This is a genomic window from Nonomuraea sp. NPDC003707 (assembly GCF_053587055.1).
In genome coordinates this window covers 1-17,187 of record NZ_JBSFNK010000038.1, presented here as the reverse complement: position 1 = coordinate 17,187, position 17,187 = coordinate 1, and the positions used below count along the sequence as shown (strand labels likewise).

Annotated in this window: 17 protein-coding genes and 2 pseudogenes; 11 read left to right on the top strand and 8 right to left on the bottom strand. The window is 67.3% G+C overall.

All coding sequences use genetic code 11. The features are described from left to right. Positions 1 to 180: 180 nt before the first annotated feature. The 3 genes from ACWDRB_RS54655 to ACWDRB_RS54645 form a co-directional block, all read right to left on the bottom strand. Complete coding sequence (locus ACWDRB_RS54655; protein ID WP_449908490.1) at positions 181 to 525, bottom strand: hypothetical protein; 345 nt, start codon at positions 523 to 525, stop codon at positions 181 to 183. A gap of 168 nt (positions 526 to 693) precedes the next feature. Next, entirely contained in the window at positions 694 to 3,930 is a 3,237-nt protein-coding gene (locus ACWDRB_RS54650) for a glycoside hydrolase family 97 catalytic domain-containing protein (RefSeq protein WP_449908488.1), read from the bottom strand. A gap of 216 nt (positions 3,931 to 4,146) precedes the next feature. Further along, positions 4,147 to 4,410 carry a hypothetical protein gene (locus tag ACWDRB_RS54645; RefSeq protein WP_449908486.1) on the bottom strand — a complete coding sequence of 88 codons (264 nt, stop codon included), beginning with the start codon at positions 4,408 to 4,410 and terminating at the stop codon, positions 4,147 to 4,149. Between the two features lie 257 nt (positions 4,411 to 4,667). Between ACWDRB_RS54645 and ACWDRB_RS54640 the strand changes: the two genes are divergently transcribed. Next, positions 4,668 to 4,904, top strand: coding sequence for a hypothetical protein (locus ACWDRB_RS54640; RefSeq protein ID WP_449908484.1), 237 nt, complete (start codon positions 4,668 to 4,670; stop codon positions 4,902 to 4,904). A 29-nt stretch (positions 4,905 to 4,933) separates the two neighbouring features. Here the strand turns inward: ACWDRB_RS54640 and ACWDRB_RS54635 are convergent, their stop codons facing one another. Beyond that, the gene (locus tag ACWDRB_RS54635) at positions 4,934 to 5,308 is read right to left on the bottom strand and encodes a hypothetical protein (protein WP_449908658.1); all 375 of its coding nucleotides are present in this window, start codon (positions 5,306 to 5,308) and stop codon (positions 4,934 to 4,936) included. Here ACWDRB_RS54635 and ACWDRB_RS54630 point away from each other — a divergent pair. Beyond that, positions 5,189 to 5,812, top strand: coding sequence for an integrase core domain-containing protein (locus ACWDRB_RS54630; RefSeq protein ID WP_449908650.1), 624 nt, complete (start codon positions 5,189 to 5,191; stop codon positions 5,810 to 5,812). The two genes, ACWDRB_RS54635 and ACWDRB_RS54630, sit on opposite strands and share 120 nt — an antisense overlap. A gap of 87 nt (positions 5,813 to 5,899) precedes the next feature. Continuing rightward, a complete protein-coding gene (locus tag ACWDRB_RS54625) occupies positions 5,900 to 6,232 on the top strand; it encodes an integrase core domain-containing protein (RefSeq protein WP_449908482.1) in 333 nt (110 codons plus the stop codon). Positions 6,233 to 6,336: 104 nt separating this feature from the next. On the opposite strand, the gene ACWDRB_RS54620 is transcribed toward ACWDRB_RS54625, so the two are convergent. After that, positions 6,337 to 7,038 (bottom strand): class I SAM-dependent methyltransferase, encoded by a 702-nt coding sequence (locus ACWDRB_RS54620; RefSeq protein ID WP_449908480.1) that lies wholly within the window; start codon positions 7,036 to 7,038, stop codon positions 6,337 to 6,339. A 77-nt stretch (positions 7,039 to 7,115) separates the two neighbouring features. Continuing rightward, positions 7,116 to 7,520, bottom strand: coding sequence for a hypothetical protein (locus ACWDRB_RS54615; protein WP_449908478.1), 405 nt, complete (start codon positions 7,518 to 7,520; stop codon positions 7,116 to 7,118). A 218-nt stretch (positions 7,521 to 7,738) separates the two neighbouring features. Here ACWDRB_RS54615 and ACWDRB_RS54610 point away from each other — a divergent pair. The 6 genes and pseudogenes from ACWDRB_RS54610 to ACWDRB_RS54585 form a co-directional block, all read left to right on the top strand. Further along, positions 7,739 to 8,032: pseudogene (locus ACWDRB_RS54610) on the top strand (helix-turn-helix domain-containing protein); the annotation flags it as partial. Continuing rightward, a pseudogene (locus ACWDRB_RS54605) lies at positions 8,028 to 8,897 on the top strand (IS630 family transposase); the annotation flags it as partial. The pseudogenes ACWDRB_RS54610 and ACWDRB_RS54605, both read left to right, overlap by 5 nt. Positions 8,898 to 8,948: 51 nt before the next feature. Then, positions 8,949 to 9,395 carry a hypothetical protein gene (locus ACWDRB_RS54600; RefSeq protein WP_449908477.1) on the top strand — a complete coding sequence of 149 codons (447 nt, stop codon included), beginning with the start codon at positions 8,949 to 8,951 and terminating at the stop codon, positions 9,393 to 9,395. Further along, complete coding sequence (locus tag ACWDRB_RS54595; protein WP_449908475.1) at positions 9,392 to 10,975, top strand: multicopper oxidase family protein; 1,584 nt, start codon at positions 9,392 to 9,394, stop codon at positions 10,973 to 10,975. Before ACWDRB_RS54600 ends, ACWDRB_RS54595 begins: the two co-directional genes overlap by 4 nt. A gap of 57 nt (positions 10,976 to 11,032) precedes the next feature. Continuing rightward, on the top strand, positions 11,033 to 11,572 hold the full coding sequence (locus ACWDRB_RS54590; protein WP_449908473.1) for a TetR/AcrR family transcriptional regulator: 540 nt from the start codon (positions 11,033 to 11,035) through the stop codon (positions 11,570 to 11,572). A 61-nt stretch (positions 11,573 to 11,633) separates the two neighbouring features. Then, on the top strand, positions 11,634 to 13,121 hold the full coding sequence (locus ACWDRB_RS54585) for an MFS transporter (RefSeq protein ID WP_449908471.1): 1,488 nt from the start codon (positions 11,634 to 11,636) through the stop codon (positions 13,119 to 13,121). 382 nt (positions 13,122 to 13,503) lie between these two features. Here ACWDRB_RS54585 and ACWDRB_RS54580 read toward each other — a convergent pair whose 3' ends face one another. Then, entirely contained in the window at positions 13,504 to 14,772 is a 1,269-nt protein-coding gene (locus ACWDRB_RS54580; RefSeq protein ID WP_449908470.1) for a LuxR C-terminal-related transcriptional regulator, read from the bottom strand. 89 nt (positions 14,773 to 14,861) lie between these two features. On the opposite strand from ACWDRB_RS54580, the gene ACWDRB_RS54575 reads away from it, so the two are divergent. Together ACWDRB_RS54575 and ACWDRB_RS54570 are read left to right on the top strand one after the other, a co-directional pair. Continuing rightward, a complete protein-coding gene (locus ACWDRB_RS54575) occupies positions 14,862 to 15,770 on the top strand; it encodes an NADP-dependent oxidoreductase (RefSeq protein ID WP_449908468.1) in 909 nt (302 codons plus the stop codon). Between the two features lie 10 nt (positions 15,771 to 15,780). Beyond that, a complete protein-coding gene (locus ACWDRB_RS54570) occupies positions 15,781 to 16,245 on the top strand; it encodes a luciferase domain-containing protein (RefSeq protein WP_449908466.1) in 465 nt (154 codons plus the stop codon). Positions 16,246 to 16,615: 370 nt separating this feature from the next. Here the strand turns inward: ACWDRB_RS54570 and ACWDRB_RS54565 are convergent, their stop codons facing one another. Further along, positions 16,616 to 16,939, bottom strand: coding sequence for an EthD family reductase (locus tag ACWDRB_RS54565; protein ID WP_449908464.1), 324 nt, complete (start codon positions 16,937 to 16,939; stop codon positions 16,616 to 16,618). Between the last annotated feature and the right edge of the window lie 248 nt (positions 16,940 to 17,187).

Below are 17,187 nucleotides of genomic sequence, written 5' to 3'. Positions count from 1 at the left end.
CAGCCACCGAGCAACCAACCATGATCAAGAACGCGATCGAAGGCCGGCGAGAACTGAGAAACCCCAGGTCGAACGCGGTATTGAAGAGTAGGGCGGGTGGGACTTGAACCCACGACCCACGGATTATGAGTGCGTTTCTTAAATGCCGCTGGGTGCCGCGACGTGCTGCCTTGTGTCAATCTAATCGCATTTATCGCCGCTGTCGTGCCGGGTAGTGATCACGCGTCCCGGGTCGTATCGCGTACGCGCGAGCAACCGCCGAGCAACCCCGCATCCTTTGCCGTCGGTATTATGCGCCATTTGTTCGTATTCCATTGAGTGAATCGCGCCGAACAGGGCCAGGTCTCCTCGGCGATCGAACGTGCACGAGCAGCTGTTGAGCAACCACAGTCCGTCGAATGAGCGGCCAACAGGATGGCGCTTCTCTCCCTTCGCGAGCACAATCAAGTCCTGACCCAAGCGATCCCGCTGCGCACCGTCCCCGATCCAATCAGGGATCCAGAGCGCATCGCTGACCTGAAACATACGCCGACCAGACCGGCTCGGCGGAGTTCCTCACGAGTAGCCACATGCCGCTTGAACTGCATGGATGGATTCTTCGGCAGGCGGAATGTCCTGGGCTGAGCCGGTGGGACGGTGCCGCAGGATCGGTCCTGCCACTGATTTCACAGGCGTCATGGTGGTCGATGCGAGTTATCGGTGGATGACTCCTGGATCGGGGTCGAGGCTGATGGAGTCCAGGTTGACGTTGCCGTTGTCGTTGGGGCCGAAGGTGAAGGTGAGCGGGGCGGCCGGGGTAAGGGGGAGGCTGAGCTGGTGCTCCGACCAGGTGTCCCAGTTGGCCAGGGTGGGGAGCGTGAGCTGGATGGGCTGGGTACCGCCGTTGAGGGTCATCGTCTGAGGGGTGCCCATGGCGTTGGCGAAGCGGAGGCGGAGGGTGTAGAGGCCACTGATGGTGACCGGGGCATTGAACCGTACGCCGCTGTCCTTGGTCTTCATGCAGGCCACGAAGCCGGTGCCGGTGTAGCCGGTGTGGTCGGTACGCAGGCACGCGCCGCCGAGGAGTTGCGCGGACTCCGCTTCGATCCTGCGGGGCCCGGTGGCGAGCACTCCGCTGAGGGCCAGCAGGTCGGCCGCGACGTCCGCCGGGACCGGGCCGGCCGTGACCAGGGCCGTGAACTGGTTGAGCGCCTCCCTCATTCCGGCCGGGTTGTTCGCGGCCGCCGCGGTGATGGAGGTTTTGACCTCGGTGCCGAGCCTGCCGGACAGCGCCGGGTCGAGGGCTCCCACGTCGGTTGCGAGCCGCACCTTCAGCGCGAGGGAGAAGAGCGCCTGCGGTGTGCCGAGCGGAGCGGCGAGCCGGTCGTCGATGGCGGTTCGGGCCTGCGCGGTCACCTCGGTGAGGGGAAGACCGTAGAGCGACAGCCGTACTTCCTGGAGCGCCAGGAGACGGCCGATCACGTCGCCCTGACGGAGCGCGGTGTCGGCCCTGGAGATCGTCGGCTGGAGGAGCGCCAGCGCTGACGACGTCAGCCCGCCGGACTTTCGCAGCTCCCGGACGAGGCCGAGCAGTGAACGCGGCTGCGCCACCGGAACCGGTCTGCCGCGCTCGCCGCCGGGTGCGCCCATGGCGATCCGGAAGTCCTGGTCCGGAACCTCGGAGGCGGGCAGAACGAACTCGACGGTCCGGGTTGCACCGCCCGCGACGCGGACACGCCGCACTTGGCCCGCGGCGCGACCGTCGACGAACAGCCGGGCCTGGAATTCGGCTACGGTGCTGCCCTTGTTGGTCAGGGGAGCCTTCACGGTGAGCTGCTGGGTGGCCGGGTCCAGCACGGCTTTGGGGGTGCCGTACCCGGCACGCGGGCCGGTGTACCAGGAGAGGTGGGCGAGGTCCCGGGCGGTCGCGGGTCTGATCCTGACGGCCTGGCCGCCGGCGGCGACCAGCGACATGGACAACCGGGTGGACGACCGGACCAGCGTCCTGCGGATCTCGACGGGCAGCGGGTCGCCCTTCCAGGTGGTCTCCTGGGCGTCGGCGTAGGTCTCCGCCACGAAGATGCCGTTGGGGAGGAACGACAGCGGAACCTGAAGGGTCCGGTCGTTCTCATCGGTGATCGCGCCGAGGTACCAGGTGTCGCCGTTCCGACGCGCCGTCGTGGTGTAGTCCCCGATGACGCTGTCCAGGACGCGGGTCTCGTCCCAGGTGGCGGGCATGTCCTTGAGGAAGGCGAATCCCGGGTGGGCGGCGTAGTTCTCGGGGGTGTCCGCGAGCATCTGCATCGGGCTGAAAAACGTCGGGTACAACGCGAGCTGTGCGGCCGAGGTGGTCTGGACGCGGGTGCCGAGCCGGGCCGGGTCCCAGGTGACGTTCAGGACGCCGGGCGTGTAGTCGGCGGGTCCTCCCATGAACCGGGTGAAGGGGAGGATGGTGGCCTGTGCGGGCGGGTTGCCGTTGACGCCCATGTAGTTCTGCTGTTCCATGCCCGCGACGCCCTCGCCCGTCATCATGTTCGGGTAGGTGCGCGCGAGGCCGGTGGGCTTGATCGCTTCATGTGCGTCGATGGTGATGCGGTGCCGGGCCGCCGCGTCGATCACCCGCTGGTAGTGGCGTACGGCCTCCTGGTCGTAGTGGCTGCGGTTCACGCCGCCGAGCAGGAACTTCGTGGCGTAGCCCGTCTTGATCGCGCGAATGCCGAGTTCCTCGTACTTGGAGAAGATCTTCTCCAGGTTCTGGTCGTAGTAGTCGATGTCGCCCCGAGTCTCGTTGTGGGCGATGTACCCGATGCCGTTGTCGGCGGCGTACCGGAGCACCTCGAGCAGGTCGAAGTCGGCCTGCGGGGTCAGGAAGTCCTGATTCGCCCAGGCGCCGCCGGCGTTGATGTTCCAGCCCTCGGCCAGTACGAACTTCGCGCCCGCCTGCTTGGCCAGGTCGATGTACTGCTTGACCCGTGCGGTGGTCGCGCCGTGCTTGGGCCCGGCGGTCCAGGTGGTCTGCCTGCGCTGGAGCTCCCACCAGACGCCCACGTACGTCGCCGACTTGATCCAGGAGGTGTCGCCGCAGACCGCGCACGCGTCGTTGAGGTTCTCGATCAGATGGGACTCGCCCAGGTCGCCGGGGCGCTCGCCCACGGTCAGGGTACGCCAGGGCGTGGAGAACTCGCCGTTCAGCCTGGCCTTGGTGCCGTCGGGCAGGGCGATCAGGTCGCTGGAGAACCGGCCGGGCCGTCCGGGCACCGACTTCAGCGTCATGCTGGGGTAGTCGGTCAGGTCGGCCTCGTGCACCACCACGTACGAGTCGGCGGCGGGCGAGACGGTGATGGGGGTCTGGGCGGTGGAGACACCGGACAGGGGCAGGTCGCGATAGTGCTGCTCATCGGCGGACCAGGTCTTGCCCGCGGCGATCGACCAGCTCCGCGCGGTGGGGGCGAGAGCGAACTCGGTCTGCTCGGCGGTGACGGTGTAGGCGTCCAGACCGCTCTGACTGGGGAAGCGGTAGCGGAAGCCGACTCCGTCGTCGAAGACCCGGAACACCAGATCGAGCCTGAACCCCGTGTCGGCCTGGACCGCGTGGACGGTGAGCTCGCGCGCGTGGTTCCGGACCTTGCTCGAGGCCCCCCAGACCGGCTTCCACGTCTCGTCGATCGTACGCCGCTCGACGGACTCGATGCTCATGCCCTGCGTGAGGCTGGGCCGTCCCGCGAGATCCACGCCGAGCCCTGACGCGCCGACGAGAGCCTTGCCATGACTGTTCACGCTGTAGGTGAGGCGCCCGCCCACGGTGGTGATCGCGACCCGCAGATCCCCGTCCGGTGACCGCACGACCTGTGCACCCGCCTCAGCGACCTCGGCCAGAGCTCCGGGGGCGGGCTCGTCGGCCTGGGCGGGGACCGCCATGGCCCCTACCGAGACCAGGACGGCGGCCGTCATCGAGAGCAGTCGCGCTCGTCTTCTCCGCGCCGCGTCCGCTCGGTGCACGCTTGCCTCTTCTGTCAGGGGGTGTGTTACGGAGGCACTCCGCAGCATGTTCCGTGACGCTAGATGTCCGAAAAGGTTCTCGTCAACGTCCTAATGCGAAGTAATAAAGTGCCTCAATCGGACAGGTTTGGCTGGCGAGTACTCGGGTGAAGTGATGCACGACGGCCTTCAGGTGGGCGCGGGCCGATCATTCGTGGATACGGGCGCTTTCCCTCCCGATGAGACGTGGGCGTCCTCGCCCTCCGCGATGTCGCTCAGTACCCGCGGCGCGGCGAGCTGGTCGAAACCGTCGACGGCGGGATAGGCATAGGGGCCCAGGCCTGGACCGCGCCAAGGGGGATGCAGGAGGAACGGGCCCGCGATGGGGGCGGGCATCACGATCGGGCCGACGATGGATCCGTGGATACGGTCGATGACGAAGCCACCGGCCACCCGGCCGAGTGAGAAGAGAACGTCGCCTACGTTCGGTCCGTCGGGGGTCCTGCCGCCCGGTGTGGCTCGACGGCAGCGTGTGACAGCCGATTTTGGCGTGCCCGCCGGACCGTCATGGAGCCGAGTTGCAGCGTGTGGGGCTCAAGAACTCGAATCACTTCCAGCGCAGAGCCCGTCGTCCGGTGGGCGGAAGGGCTCGGGGGCGCCGAATGGCTGGTCGGGGTCGCCTGGGATCATGTTTCGTGATCTTGTCTACGGTGTACGCCGTTACCCGGCGTCTGTTGTCTTTGCTCGGGCTGCTGCTACGGAGGAGCGTCTCCAAGGAGGCGGAACTGCTGGTGCTTCGGCATCAGAATGAGGTCCTGCGCCGTCAGGTCCAGCGGGTGCGTTACGAGCCGGCCGATCGCCTGTGGTTGGCGGCGCTCTCACACCTGATTCCCCGTTTCCGATGGGCGGAAATCTTCCCGATAACCCCGGCCATGCTGCTGGCCTGACACCGCAAGCTCGTGGCGAAGAAGTGGGACTACAGCAGACGTCGCCGTCTCGGACGGCCACCCACCTCGGCCGCGGTCAAGGCTCTCATCTTGCGCATGGCCGGGGCCACCGGCGCATCCACGGTGAACTGACCCGCCTTGGCCACACGATCTCGGCTTCTACCGTCTGGAACATCCTTAAGCGAGCCGGGGGTGAGCCCGCCCCGCGCCGCAGCGGGCCGTGGACGGTCCAGGCCGCTCGTAACTTCCTCATGGATATCGACACCGGCACGGATATGACGAAGCTGAAGTTCCTGATCCGCGACCGTGGCGGCCAGTTCACCGACGCCTTTGACGCGATCCTCGCCGACGCCGGCCTGCGGGTCATCAAGAGCCCACCGCAGGCCCCGAAGGCGAACGAACACTGCGAAAGGCTCATCGGCACCCTACGCCGTGAACTCCTGGGCAGCCTGCTCATCCTCAACGAGCACCATCTCCGCCGAACCCTAACCCGCCACCTGGCGCACTACAATGCGGCCCGACCTCACCGCCGGCCGAAGCGGCCTGGCTGCCCGCCCACCCTCCAGTCCATCCGCGCTCTCATCCTGCGCCTGGTCCGCGAGAACCCCGGCTGGGCTACCGGCAGGTCCACGGAGAGCTCACCACGCTCGGCATCAAGGTCGCGCCCTCCACCGTCTGGGAGACCCTCAAGCAGCAAGGGCTCGATCCGCCGCCCGAACGGGCATTCAGCACGTGGGCCGACTTCTTGCGCTCCCAAGCTGATGCGCTGCCGGCTTGCGACTTCATCGAGACCGTCACCCTCGCTGGGCAACGCCAGTACATCCTGGCCGTCATCGAGCACGCCGGCAGGCGCGTCAGTGTGCTGGGTACCACCGCCCATCCGACCGCGAGCCGGGTCGTCCAGGTGATGAAGAATCTCGTGATGGACCTGGAAGAGGTCGGTTGTCGGGCCCGCTACCTGATCCGGGACCCGAGGCGGGAAGTTCCCCAGCCTCATGGACGAGATCCTGGCCGAGGCCGGTATCCGTACCGTTCTCACCGGGATCCGGGTGCCGCGGATGAACGCGGTCATGGAGCGGTGGGTGCAGTCGTGCCGCCGTGAGCTGCTCGACCGCTGCCTGCTGTGGAACGAACGCCACCTACAGTACGCCCTGCGTGAGTACGAACAGTTCTACAACCGGCACCGTGCTCATCGAGCCCTGGATCAAGCGGCTCCGCAACGCGCCGTTCCGGACCCGATCACGGATCCGGCGCGAATCGTCGACCTGAACATACGTCGGCGGGACCGGCTTGGCGGGGTCTTCCACGAGTACTCACATGCCGCTTGATCTGCCTGGATGTAATTGTCGGCAGGCGCACTGCCGTGCATGCGGTCGTTTGTAGCTCTCGATGTGCCTTGTGTTGCGTTTCGGGGCGCGGTGTGTGATGGAGATCACATGGGTGATCGGCATGGCTGTTGGTGTGGCCTCATGGCGGTGAGGCCGAGCAATTTCGGGATCGGTTGATCGCCGTCATCTTCCGCGGTTTCGTTGAGAATGAGCCCCGCCCCGGTCAACGCGTTGAGCAGGGTGGGCAGGGGGACGTTGACGACGCCGACGCGGGAGCGGATTCCGTCGCCGAGGAGGGGGTGTTCCTCGATGCGTTCATGGCGGCGATAGCCGGGATGGACGATGCAGGAGCCTTGGCCGTCACGTTCGACGAAGACCCCGCCGAAGCAGGGGTGACTCGCGATGACCACGAGACGGCCTCCGGGGCGGAGTACTCGGTGGGCTTCGGCGAAGACCGGCGGCAGGTGGTCGAAGTCGGTGGTGGTCATGATCGTGGCGACGGCGTCGAAGGATTGGTCTTCGAAAGGAAGGTCTTCGGCATTGGCGACCGTGGCGGTGATGCCGGTTCGCCGGGCGAGGCCGACCTGCTGAGGGGAGAGGTCAACGCCGGTGACGCGCCAGCCCAGATTGGTCAGGGCGGGGACGTGTGCGCCTCCACCGCAGCCGAGGTCGAGGCAGAGGCGATCATGGCCGGGGCCGAGTAGTCGGAGCAGCAGTCGGTCTGCTGATTGGGCGTGTGGTTGTCCCACTCCGCTGGTGACCCAGGTGTCGTACCAATCGGCGAATTCGTCATAGCGCTGTGGCATGCGGCCCACTCGAGCAGAGATCGTCGTTGCTTGCCAAGACAGTTCGCAGTCAGCGATGGCAGTCCGCAGAAGACTCGTCAACTGCATGGCCCGGTGCTTGTGGTCCTGGTCGGTAGCCGACGTACTTGGGCATCTCGATCGTCCTGGAGGCGGAGTTGGAGGATCTCCTCATGCTGGGCGGCGAGCCGGGAGAGCGCTTCGATGCGGAAGTCGGCGAGTTCGTCGATGGTCTGGTCTCGGCGGGTGAGTCGTTCTTTGAGGGTGGTGATCTCGGCTTTCAGCCGGCTGATCTGGGCATCGCGGGAGTGGGGGGTGTCGCCGGCATCGTGGATGGCGGCGAGCCTGGTTTCGAACTCTTCGCGCAGGTGGGCGTAGGGGCGGTTGCCGTAGAAGGCGGTGCGGTCGATGCCGGATTCCCGGGCGAGGGTCTTGATGTCGCACTTGCCGCCGGGCGGGAGGTCACCCCGCAGGAGCCGGTCCATGGCGGCTCGGATCTTGGTCTCGTTGTGGTGGCGTTGCTGAGGGCTGAGTCTCATCGCTGGTCTCCGGCAGCGTGTCGATCGCGGGCTTGCTTCCTAGTGGGCCGTCCCGGAACGTTGACCGGGTAATTGATCTCGGCTGGTGAACCCGTCAGGCTGGCTGCCTCTGAAGCTGGGAGGGAGTGGCTCGTCCACCGGATGTGTTCGTCCAGCCCTTGTCGATGGAGGAGGGCCGAAAGATCCGGAGTGCGAAGGACCCGGTCAGGCTGCGCCGGGCGATCGTGGTGATGATGTCGGGGCAAGGCCAGAGCGTGCCGGATATCACCTCGTTGATGCAGGTCGGTGAGGATTACGTGCGCGATGTCATCCACGCCTTCAACGAGCGGGGGTTCGACGCGCTGGACCCAAAATGGAGCGGGGGCCGGCCACCGGCGATCAGTGAGCAGGTGCGTGAGCACATCTGTCTGATCGCCCGGACGGTCCCCGCCGAGTGGGCATCACCCCGGCCACTCCACCTGGAGCTTGCGCACCTTGGCCGAACACCTCATCGGCTGCGGCGTGGTGGACGCCCTCAGCCGCGAGCACCTGCGGCGCATCCTGCGCAAGGGTGGCGTGAGCTGGCAGACCACCACCACGTGGAAGGCGTCCAACGACCCGCACTTCATCGCCAAGATGCAGCGGGTGCTGGAGTCATACGACCACCCACCCGCCGACGGGAAGGTGATCTGCGTCGATGAGTTCGGCCCGTTGAACCTGCTGCCCCGCAAGGGTAAACGGTGGCGGCCAGTCGGAAGTCCGGCCCGGCTGCGGGCCACCTACAACCGTTACTTCGGCGTCATACACATGATCGCCACGCTGGATCTGGCCACCGGCAAGCTGTACTACCGCATCCGCCGGCGTAAGCGGTGGCGGGAGTTTCTGTCCTTCCTCAAGACCCTGCGTTCGCGGTGGCCCGGCGAGAGGCTGTATGTGATCATGGACAACTACTCGCCGCATAAGCATCTCCAGGTCCGAGCGTGGGCCGCCGGCAACGACGTCGAGCTGGTGTTCCTGCCGACCTACGGCTCGTGGTTGAACTGGATCGAGTCCGAGTTCGCCGCGCTGCGTTATTACGCCCTGAACAGCACCGATCACCGTTCCCATGACGAGCAGAACACGGCGATCGGTGGCTACGTTCGCTGGCGCAACGCCCGTGCCCAACCGAAAACCGGCTTCGCCGCCACTGGAGATCGACATCTACCAGCTGCGTCATGCCCGCGCCATCGAGCTCATCAGCGCCGGGGGCATAGAGTTACTATGCCTTCTAGATGGTACAGTAACGAGCGCTCGGGCCGAGATGCCTTCCCGTGGCGCATGCCATGCGGGGCAACAGACTCATGACCCACAGGCTGCGCTCTCCCGCGCCGTGCGGCGAATGACGAAAGGACGTTCATGCCCACCGACCCGATTCCCAAAGCCCCATGGATGGCATGGGTGCTAAGGGTGACTTCAGCGCTTCTTCTTCTGGCGACTCTTGTTCAGGGTTTGCTGGCAGGCCTGTTCGTGACAGGGGATGCGGGTCTGCTCACCGTTCACAGCGCGGTCGGCTCCGCGCTCCTCGTTGTCGCGCTCGTTCAGGTCGTGGCCGCGGTACTGGAGTACCGGTGGCGCAAGCGGGCAGGAGGCCCTGCCATCTGGCGGCCGACGATCCTGTCCGGCGCCTTCCTGGCGATAGCGGCGGTACAGATCGGCCTGGGCATGGCCCGCGTGGTGGCCCCGCACATGTTCCTCGGCGTGACGATGGCCGCTGTCGCCATGCTCGTCCTGCTGGTCGTGCTCGCCGAGTCGGTCTGGGTCGACACGCCCGCTGCGGCGGCATACACGAAGGAGTCCCGATGACATTCACGCGCCGACTGAGCCGCCGCGGGTTTCTGGGCGTCACGGGAGGGATGACGATCGCCACGATCACCGGCGGCGCCGCCACCCTGCGCACCGCGGGCCAGGAGAGCCCGGGCCGGGTCATCAAAAGCAGGACGGCGCTGCCCAAGCCGTTCCGTGTTCCGCTGCCCATACCGCAGGTCGCCCAACCGGTGAGCACGGCGGGCGGGGTGGATCGCTACGAGATCGTGCAACGCGTCGCCGAGGCGGAGATCTTGCCCGGACTGCGTACCCAGGTGTGGGGCTACGACGGGCGGTTCCCCGGCCCGACGATCGTCGGCCGGTCGGGGCGCAACACCCTGGTGACCGTGCGCAACGAACTTCCCGTGCCCACCTCCACCCACCTGCACGGCGGAGTGACTCCACCCGAATCCGACGGCTATCCGACCGACATCGTCGCCCCCAAGGGCTGGCGGCCCGCGCCGGCCGACGCGGGCATGTCTCATGGCGCGATGCACATGGCGCCGAACGCCTGGACCATCTCTGACCAGGCCAAAGAATACGTGTATCCGCTCATCCAGCAGGCCGCGACGCTCTGGTATCACGACCACCGCATGGACTTCAGCGGCCCGCAGGTCTGGCGCGGGCTGGCCGGGTTCTTCCTCGTGCGCGACGACGAGGAACTGGCGCTCCCCCTCCCCGACGGGGACCGGGACATTCCCCTGATGATCTGTGACCGGGCCTTCGAGGAGAACGGCTCCTTCCGCTACCCCGCCCTCGACCCGTCGCTCAAGGGCAGGCCAGGCGTCGAAGAGCCGTACATGAACGGCGTGATGGGGGACGTCACCCTGGTCAACGGCGCGCCCTGGCCCGAACTGGAGGTGACCGCCACCCGCTACCGCTTCCGGTTGCTCAATGCCTGCAACGCGCGTCGCTACCGCCTGCGCCTGGATCCCGGCGGACCGCTGATCCAGATCGGCACCGACGCCGGACTGCTGGCCCGTCCCCAGGAGCTGGACGCCATCACACTGGCTCCGGCGGAGCGGGCCGAGGTCGTCATCGACTTTTCGCGCTGGAAACCCGGCACCGCCGTCCAGCTCGTCAACACCTTGGGCGAGGGGAGGATGCGCGAGGTCATGCGGTTCCGGGTGACCCGCAAGGTGCGTGACGGGTCACACGTCCCCGCCCGGCTCGCAGACGTCCAGCCCCTGGCCGGGGCGCGCGTCGCGGCCACCCGGACCTTCGACTTCCGGCTGACGTGGAGGTCCGACGGCTCCTCCATCTGGACGGTGAACGGACATCCCTTCGCTCCCGATCGATTCCTGGCGGCGCCGCGCCTGGGGGCCATCGAACGGTGGCGGTTCACCAGTGACTTTTACCATCCGGTGCATCTGCACCTGGCCCACTTCCAGGTGGTGTCTCGCGATGGGCAGCCGCCCGGGGCGCATGAACGCGGCTGGAAGGACACGGTGGACGTGCGGCCGTATGAGACCGTGGACGTGCTGGCCCGCTTCCAGGGTTATCGCGGCCGGTACATGCTCCATTGCCACAACCTGGAGCACGAGGACATGGCGATGATGGCGAACTTCAGCATCATATGAGCCGCACGCCTTCACATGCCCTCCTAACTGTACCTTCTGGGTGGTATAGTTAGGAGGGTGCGCCCTAGCCAGAGAAACCAGATCCTGGACGCCGCGATCCGCGTGACAGAACGCGATGGCATCACCGGCCTGACGTTGGAGTCGGCGGCCGAAGAGGCCGGCGTCACCAAGGGCGGGCTGATGTACCACTTCAGAACGCGCGACGACCTGCTGATGGCAATCCAGAAGCATCTGACCGAGGCCTGGGAGACCTGGCTCATCGCCGAGCTGGGCAAGCCGCCAGCGGAGGCGTCGGTGCGAGAAACCGTGGCGGCCTATGTGCGGATGGGCGCATATAGCCAGGCGGGTAAGGCGGACCTGGCGTTCATGCTGGAGTCGGCCGCCGCTCCCGAGCTCGCCACAGTGTGGAACGAGCTCATCAACCGCTGGGCCCCGCTGCCCACCTCGGCCGAGCCCCACGACATCGACCTGCTCCTGGCCCGGCTGGCCGTCGACGGACTGTGGCTATGGCAGGCCACCAACGGCACCCCCTTGCCCGAGCCGATCGCACAAGCCCTGCGGGACCGGCTGAACGCCTTGATGGAACCGAAGAGCTGATCCCCGTGCTCGCATGAGACCTGCCGCGCCGGGGTCGGCCACACAACCCCGGAAGGACCTCATGATGCACACTGCGACCGAGCTCTACCGCAAACGCTGGACGGCGCTGGCCGTCCTGTCAGCGAGCCTGTTGCTGGTCACGATGGACATGACCATCCTCAACGTGGCGCTGCCGCAGATCTCGGCCGACTTGAGGCCGGGCGCGGTGGAGTTGCTGTGGATGATCGACGTCTACTCCCTGGTGGTGGCGGGTCTGCTGGTGACCGTGGGCGCGCTGGGTGACCGCTGGGGGCGCAAGCGCATGCTGCTGTGCGGCTTCGCGGTCTTCGGCGGGGCGTCCGCCGCCATCGTGTGGGCCGACAGCCCTGCCGAGGTGATCGCGGTACGGGCGTTGCTCGGCATCGGCGGGGCGATGATCATGCCGTCGACGTTGTCGATGATCCGCAACATCTTCACCGACGCCCGCGAGCGGGCCACTGCACTCGGGGTGTGGGCGGCGATGGCGGCGGTCGGCAGCGCGCTCGGCCCGATCGTGGGCGGTCTGCTGCTGGAGTCCTTCAGCTGGCACACCGCTTTCCTGGTGAACGTGCCGGTGATGGTCGTGGCGATCGCCGCCGGGCTGTTCCTGTTGCCCGAGTCGCGCAACCCCCGACCGGGCCGCTGGGACGCGCTGGGCACGGCGCTGTCGATCGTCGGCATGGTCGCCCTGGTCTACGCCATCAAGCACCTGGCCACGGAAGGGCTGGACGCCTGGACCGCGGGCACGGCCGTGCTGGCCGCAGGCACGTTGACGTGGTTCGTACGACGGTGCCTGCGCCGTACGGATCCCCTGCTCGACATTCGGCTGTTCGGCAACGGCGCCTTCACCGCCGGCACCTTGGCCGCCTTCACCACCTCGATCGCCCTGGCGGGCATGATGCTGCTCATGGTCCAGTGGGCGCAACTGGTCGAGGGCTACTCCCCGCTGCAGACGGGCCTGGCCATGTTGCCGATGGCGGTCGGCGCCGGTGTGCTCTCGCCCGCGGCCCCGGCCATCGCCGCGCAGATCGGCGCGCGCCTCGTGCTGGCCGGCGGGCTGGTGATCGCCGCGCTCGGCTTTGTCGTGCTCTGGCTCACCCCGACGACTTTCCCCTGGGTGGCCACCTCGCTCCTGTTGATCGGGGCGGGCATGGGAACGCTCGCCATCGCCTCCGCCGCAATCATGTCGGGCACTCCGGCGGAAAAGGCGGGCAGCGCGGCCGCCATCGAAGAGACCTCCTACGAAATCGGCGGCACTTTCGGCGTCGCAGTGCTGGGCAGCCTGGCCGCCGTCCTCTACCGTGCAGAACTTCCCGCGAACGCCACCGACGCGGTTCGCGAATCGCTCGGCGGTGCGCTGGCGGTCGCCCGCGAGAGCGGCTCCGCCGACCTGGTCGCCCAGGCCACGCTCGCTTTCACCGAATCACTGAAGACGACCAGCCTGTACGGCGCGATCCTCATGCTGGTCGCGGCACTGGCCGTCTGGCGGCTGACACCGGCCCGGCTGGACCTGGCCGCGGCACACCACTGAACCGTCTGGCTCCCGTTGGCGGGTGGGGAAGCGCAGGACGCGGTCATCGCTGTCGGGGACGTTTCGCTGACCAGCCAGGTGTGCAGCGGGTTGGTATACCGGCCGTCCTGGGTGTCGCGCTTCGAGCGCGGCGACGCGGCCGGCGCTTCTCCCTCGGTGGTCAACGCGACATGCCTCGGGTCGGATGAGAGCGAACAGTGGCGATGACCTCGTTGGCGGGTACGGCCGGACGATGTGACACAGAACTTGGCGTTGCTACTCGCGAATAGGGTATCGGCCTCCCTCCACGGGCCACGAGGAAGGTGCCCTCAAGCCCGGCAACCTACAAAACGGCGCGCGCTGTGCGCCCAGCCGAGACACAGGTGATCATCGTTGTCCGCGGTCAGGCGCTCAGGCCATGGACGTGGGCGAGGGCCGCGGCCTCGGTACGGGTGGCGACTCCCAGCTTGCCGAGGATGTTGGCGACGTGGAACTTCACCGTGTGCTCGCTGATCAGCAGGTCCTCGGCGATCTGCCGGTTACGCAAGCCGCGCGCCAGCCGTTCGAGCACTTCCAGCTCGCGCGGTTTGAGTACGGCCAAGGCATCGTCAGGAACCTCTGTGACAGGTGGCGTGAGTGGCAGCGCCGCGGTCACCGTGGTGCCCCAGCCCGGGACCGCGTCGAGCGAGAGGCGGCCGCCCACGGCTGCTGCCAGCTCGGTGAGGCGGCGTACCGGTAGGGCGTCGATGGTCAGCACGCCGGGTCCGTCGTCGCGGATCGCCAGGTGGAGCTCGGCCCCGGCCACCTCCCAGGTCACGCGGATCCTGCTCAGCCCCTCGTATTCGAGCATGGTGACGACGGTGTTCCTGGCCAGGGCCTGGGCCGCGTTGGCGATGTCACCAGGCAGGACGTGGTCCGGCTCGCGCGGGCCGTCGAGTTCCAGTGACACCTCGCTGTAGCGGGTGAGCGGCGCCAGCTTCCCCGCGAGCCGGTCGAAGGCGGCTCCTGCCCGCTCCTCGCTCAGGGTGGAGTCGAGGTCAGCCGCCGCGCGCAGTTCGATGAGCGCGGAGACTGCCAGATCGGTGGCGGTGCGCCGAGCTGCGGCGTCGTCGAGTGTACGGCTGCGCAACGTGCTGAGCAGCGACTGGAGCGTGGCCGCGTGAGCGCTGGTGAGTTCGGTGATGGCACGGGCGCGCTCGCTGGCCGCGACCCGGTTCCCGCTGAGGTCGGCCGGTCGGAGATTGACGGCCCGGTGCGACAGGTGCAGCGCCACCAGATCCCACAGCGCCTGCACCAGCACGCGCACCTCGTCGGCGGGTTCATCGCCGGTCACCACCACGAGCAGGGCGCCGTCGGCACCGGGTGGCTGGGACGCCACGACGAGCGCGTATATGAGCTCGCCCGCCAGATGGGCTTGGCCGAACCATGGTCTCCCCACCTCCACCGTCCCGCCCGCTCTGGCCAACTCGGTGCTGGTGATCAGCTCGGTCAGCGCGGCTTCGCCATACGCCTTCATAGGGTGTCTGGCGCAATCACCGGTCAGCATGGCGAGCGCCCGGTGCGGCAGGCACTCCGACAACGCTACGGACACGGGCTCCAGAATGCCGCCGATCGGGGCCTGGAGCACCGAAGCGGCAGCGGCGAGTGCGGCCGCGGGGTCAGGCAGGCGCATGGCCTCATGCTAGGGCTACTCGTTCGAGCAGCGGAGACCAGCCGAACGGGCAGTGCGTCCACCCGCGTGCCACCAGCAGGCTTGTTCCCATGAAAGCCCTTGCCGCGTCTGGTTACGGCGCTGTTGACCAGCTTCGCGTCTCCGATGTACCTGAGCGTCTGCCAGCCTCAGGAGAGGTGCTGGTGCGCGTGCAGGCAGCTGCGCTCAACCCGCTCGACATCAAGTTGGTCACCGGTGAGCTGCGCGAGCTGTTCCCTGTGACGCATCCGTTCGTACCCGGCATGGACGCCACCGGCGTCGTGACAGCCGTGGGGGAGGGGGTGTCGCGGTTCGCGGTGGGTGATGAGGTGATCGCCTACGCGGGCGCGGTGTCCGGGATGCTGGCCGAGTATGCGGTGATCACCGACGGGCCACATATCACGCACCGGCCGTCAGCTCTGCCCCCGATCGCCGCCGCGGCGTTGCCCACCGTGGCCATGACCGCGCACTGCGTCGTGACAGCCGCGCGCATCGAGCCCGGCGAATCCGTGCTGATCATCGGCGCCACCGGAGGAGTCGGCGCGCTCGTGACCCAGCACGCCGCCCAGGCAGGCGCTCGCGTGCTGGCCACCGCAGCCCCTGCGGACGCCGCCTATATCCAGGAGCTCGGTGCGGAGACTGCGATCGACTACACGCGCGGCCCCATCTCTACCGACGCGGACGTGGTCGTCGATCTGATCAACGCCGGTCCCGCACTCGCCTCAACGGCGGTGCTCGTTCGGCAACGTGGACGGCTGATCTCGACCTTGTACGGCCCCGCCGAGGTGGATGGCGTGGTGCCGGTCTACGTCTGGATGGATCCGGCCACGGGAGACCTGCCCGGGCAGGCGGCAAGCCTGGCCGCCGACCGCATCAGCATCGAGGTGGCCGCCACCTATTCCTTTGCACAGTCCATGGAAGCCATGCGCGACTTCGCCGCCGGCACGTACACCCGCGGCAAGATCGCGATCACTCTCTGAGGAGACCACCATGATGACCCTGCCCACCCGCGCAGGCGACCGCCCCGAGACGGGACCGTCCGTGCCGCACGTTCAGCTCAGCCAACTCAGCCCCGACGAGATCCGCGAACAACTGACGCAGTGGATGAGTACCGCGCTCCCCGCAACCGAGATCAGGCCCAGTGAGATCTCCGAGCCGGGCGCGACCGCCTTCTTCCTGGAAGGCGACGCGAAGCCACCTGAGGGAGCGGTGCTCCTGCCGCCCCGTCTGATCGCCGAGTTCGCACACGTCCATGCCGACGGCAGCCTGCACCTGGCCCTGTCTCAAGAGGATCAGCAGGAACTCATCGCCAAGGGCTGGGGTGAGCGCCACCCCCTGTACTCTCCCACGATCAACGTGGTGATGCTCTACGGACCCCGCACCGAGGAGGAACTGGAAGTAGCCAAGACCGTCGTCGCCACCTCCTACGGCTACGCGACCGGCAGGTCACTGTAGCGCTCTTCAGCTGTCATGTGGCGCAGACCGGGTGGAGTCATTGGGAGCCGTCTCGGTCAACGCCGCATTGATCTGCGCCGGCTCGGCTCGCTGCTCCCCGGTCATCAACCGTGCTGTCGCAGGAGAGCACCACAATGCACTGCCAGCACTTCCGGCTGCGCACACGAAGTACAGCAGCGGGCGATAGGCATCAGGGATCACGCCGAGGTAGAGGTGGACGTAGGTGACGGTGGTCGTACCGAGATAGTCGCGCAGCTACTGTCCGGCGGACTCGCCCAGCTGGGCTCGGGACCGTCCGCCGCGTTGCTACTGAGGCCCCTGGCAGGCAGGAGCACCGCGACCGCCGCTGACGAACGTCCGGGACCGGACACTACCGGGGCGCCGGACCGACGACTTCGCCGAGCATCAGTACCGGGGTGATGTCGGTGAAGTTCTTGATGTCGTCGAAGATCGCCTCCATGTGTGGCATGTAGGCGGCCTGCATCGCGTCAAGGCTTTCGAACTGCAGGGCACCGATGGCGACATAGGGCGGCCCGCTTCCGGGTTCGCCGCCGGACAACCCCTTGACGCCGGAGATGTGCTGGAGTGCCGGGCTGAGGATCCTCGTCAGCCAGGGCAGGTGACTGTTCTGCCAGTACTCGAAGTCGAAGTGCGAGCCCTCGGTGTTCGGGTACAGCAAGCACGCCTGGATCATGGGTCTCCTCGTGGTGATCTCGTACAGATATCGGAATGTTCATGCCATCGGGGCATGGGAGATGAAGCCGCGATCCGTCGGAGAGGCTAGAGATCGCGGGAGTGCGTTCGTGACCGGCGCGGTCGTCTAACGGGCTTGGGCGGCCTGGTCGTTTTCGCGGACGCAGGAGTCGATGATGGCCCGCATGAGGCCGGGGAAGCGGGCGTCGAGGTCGTCGGAGCGCAGGGAGTTCATCTTGGTGGTGCCCT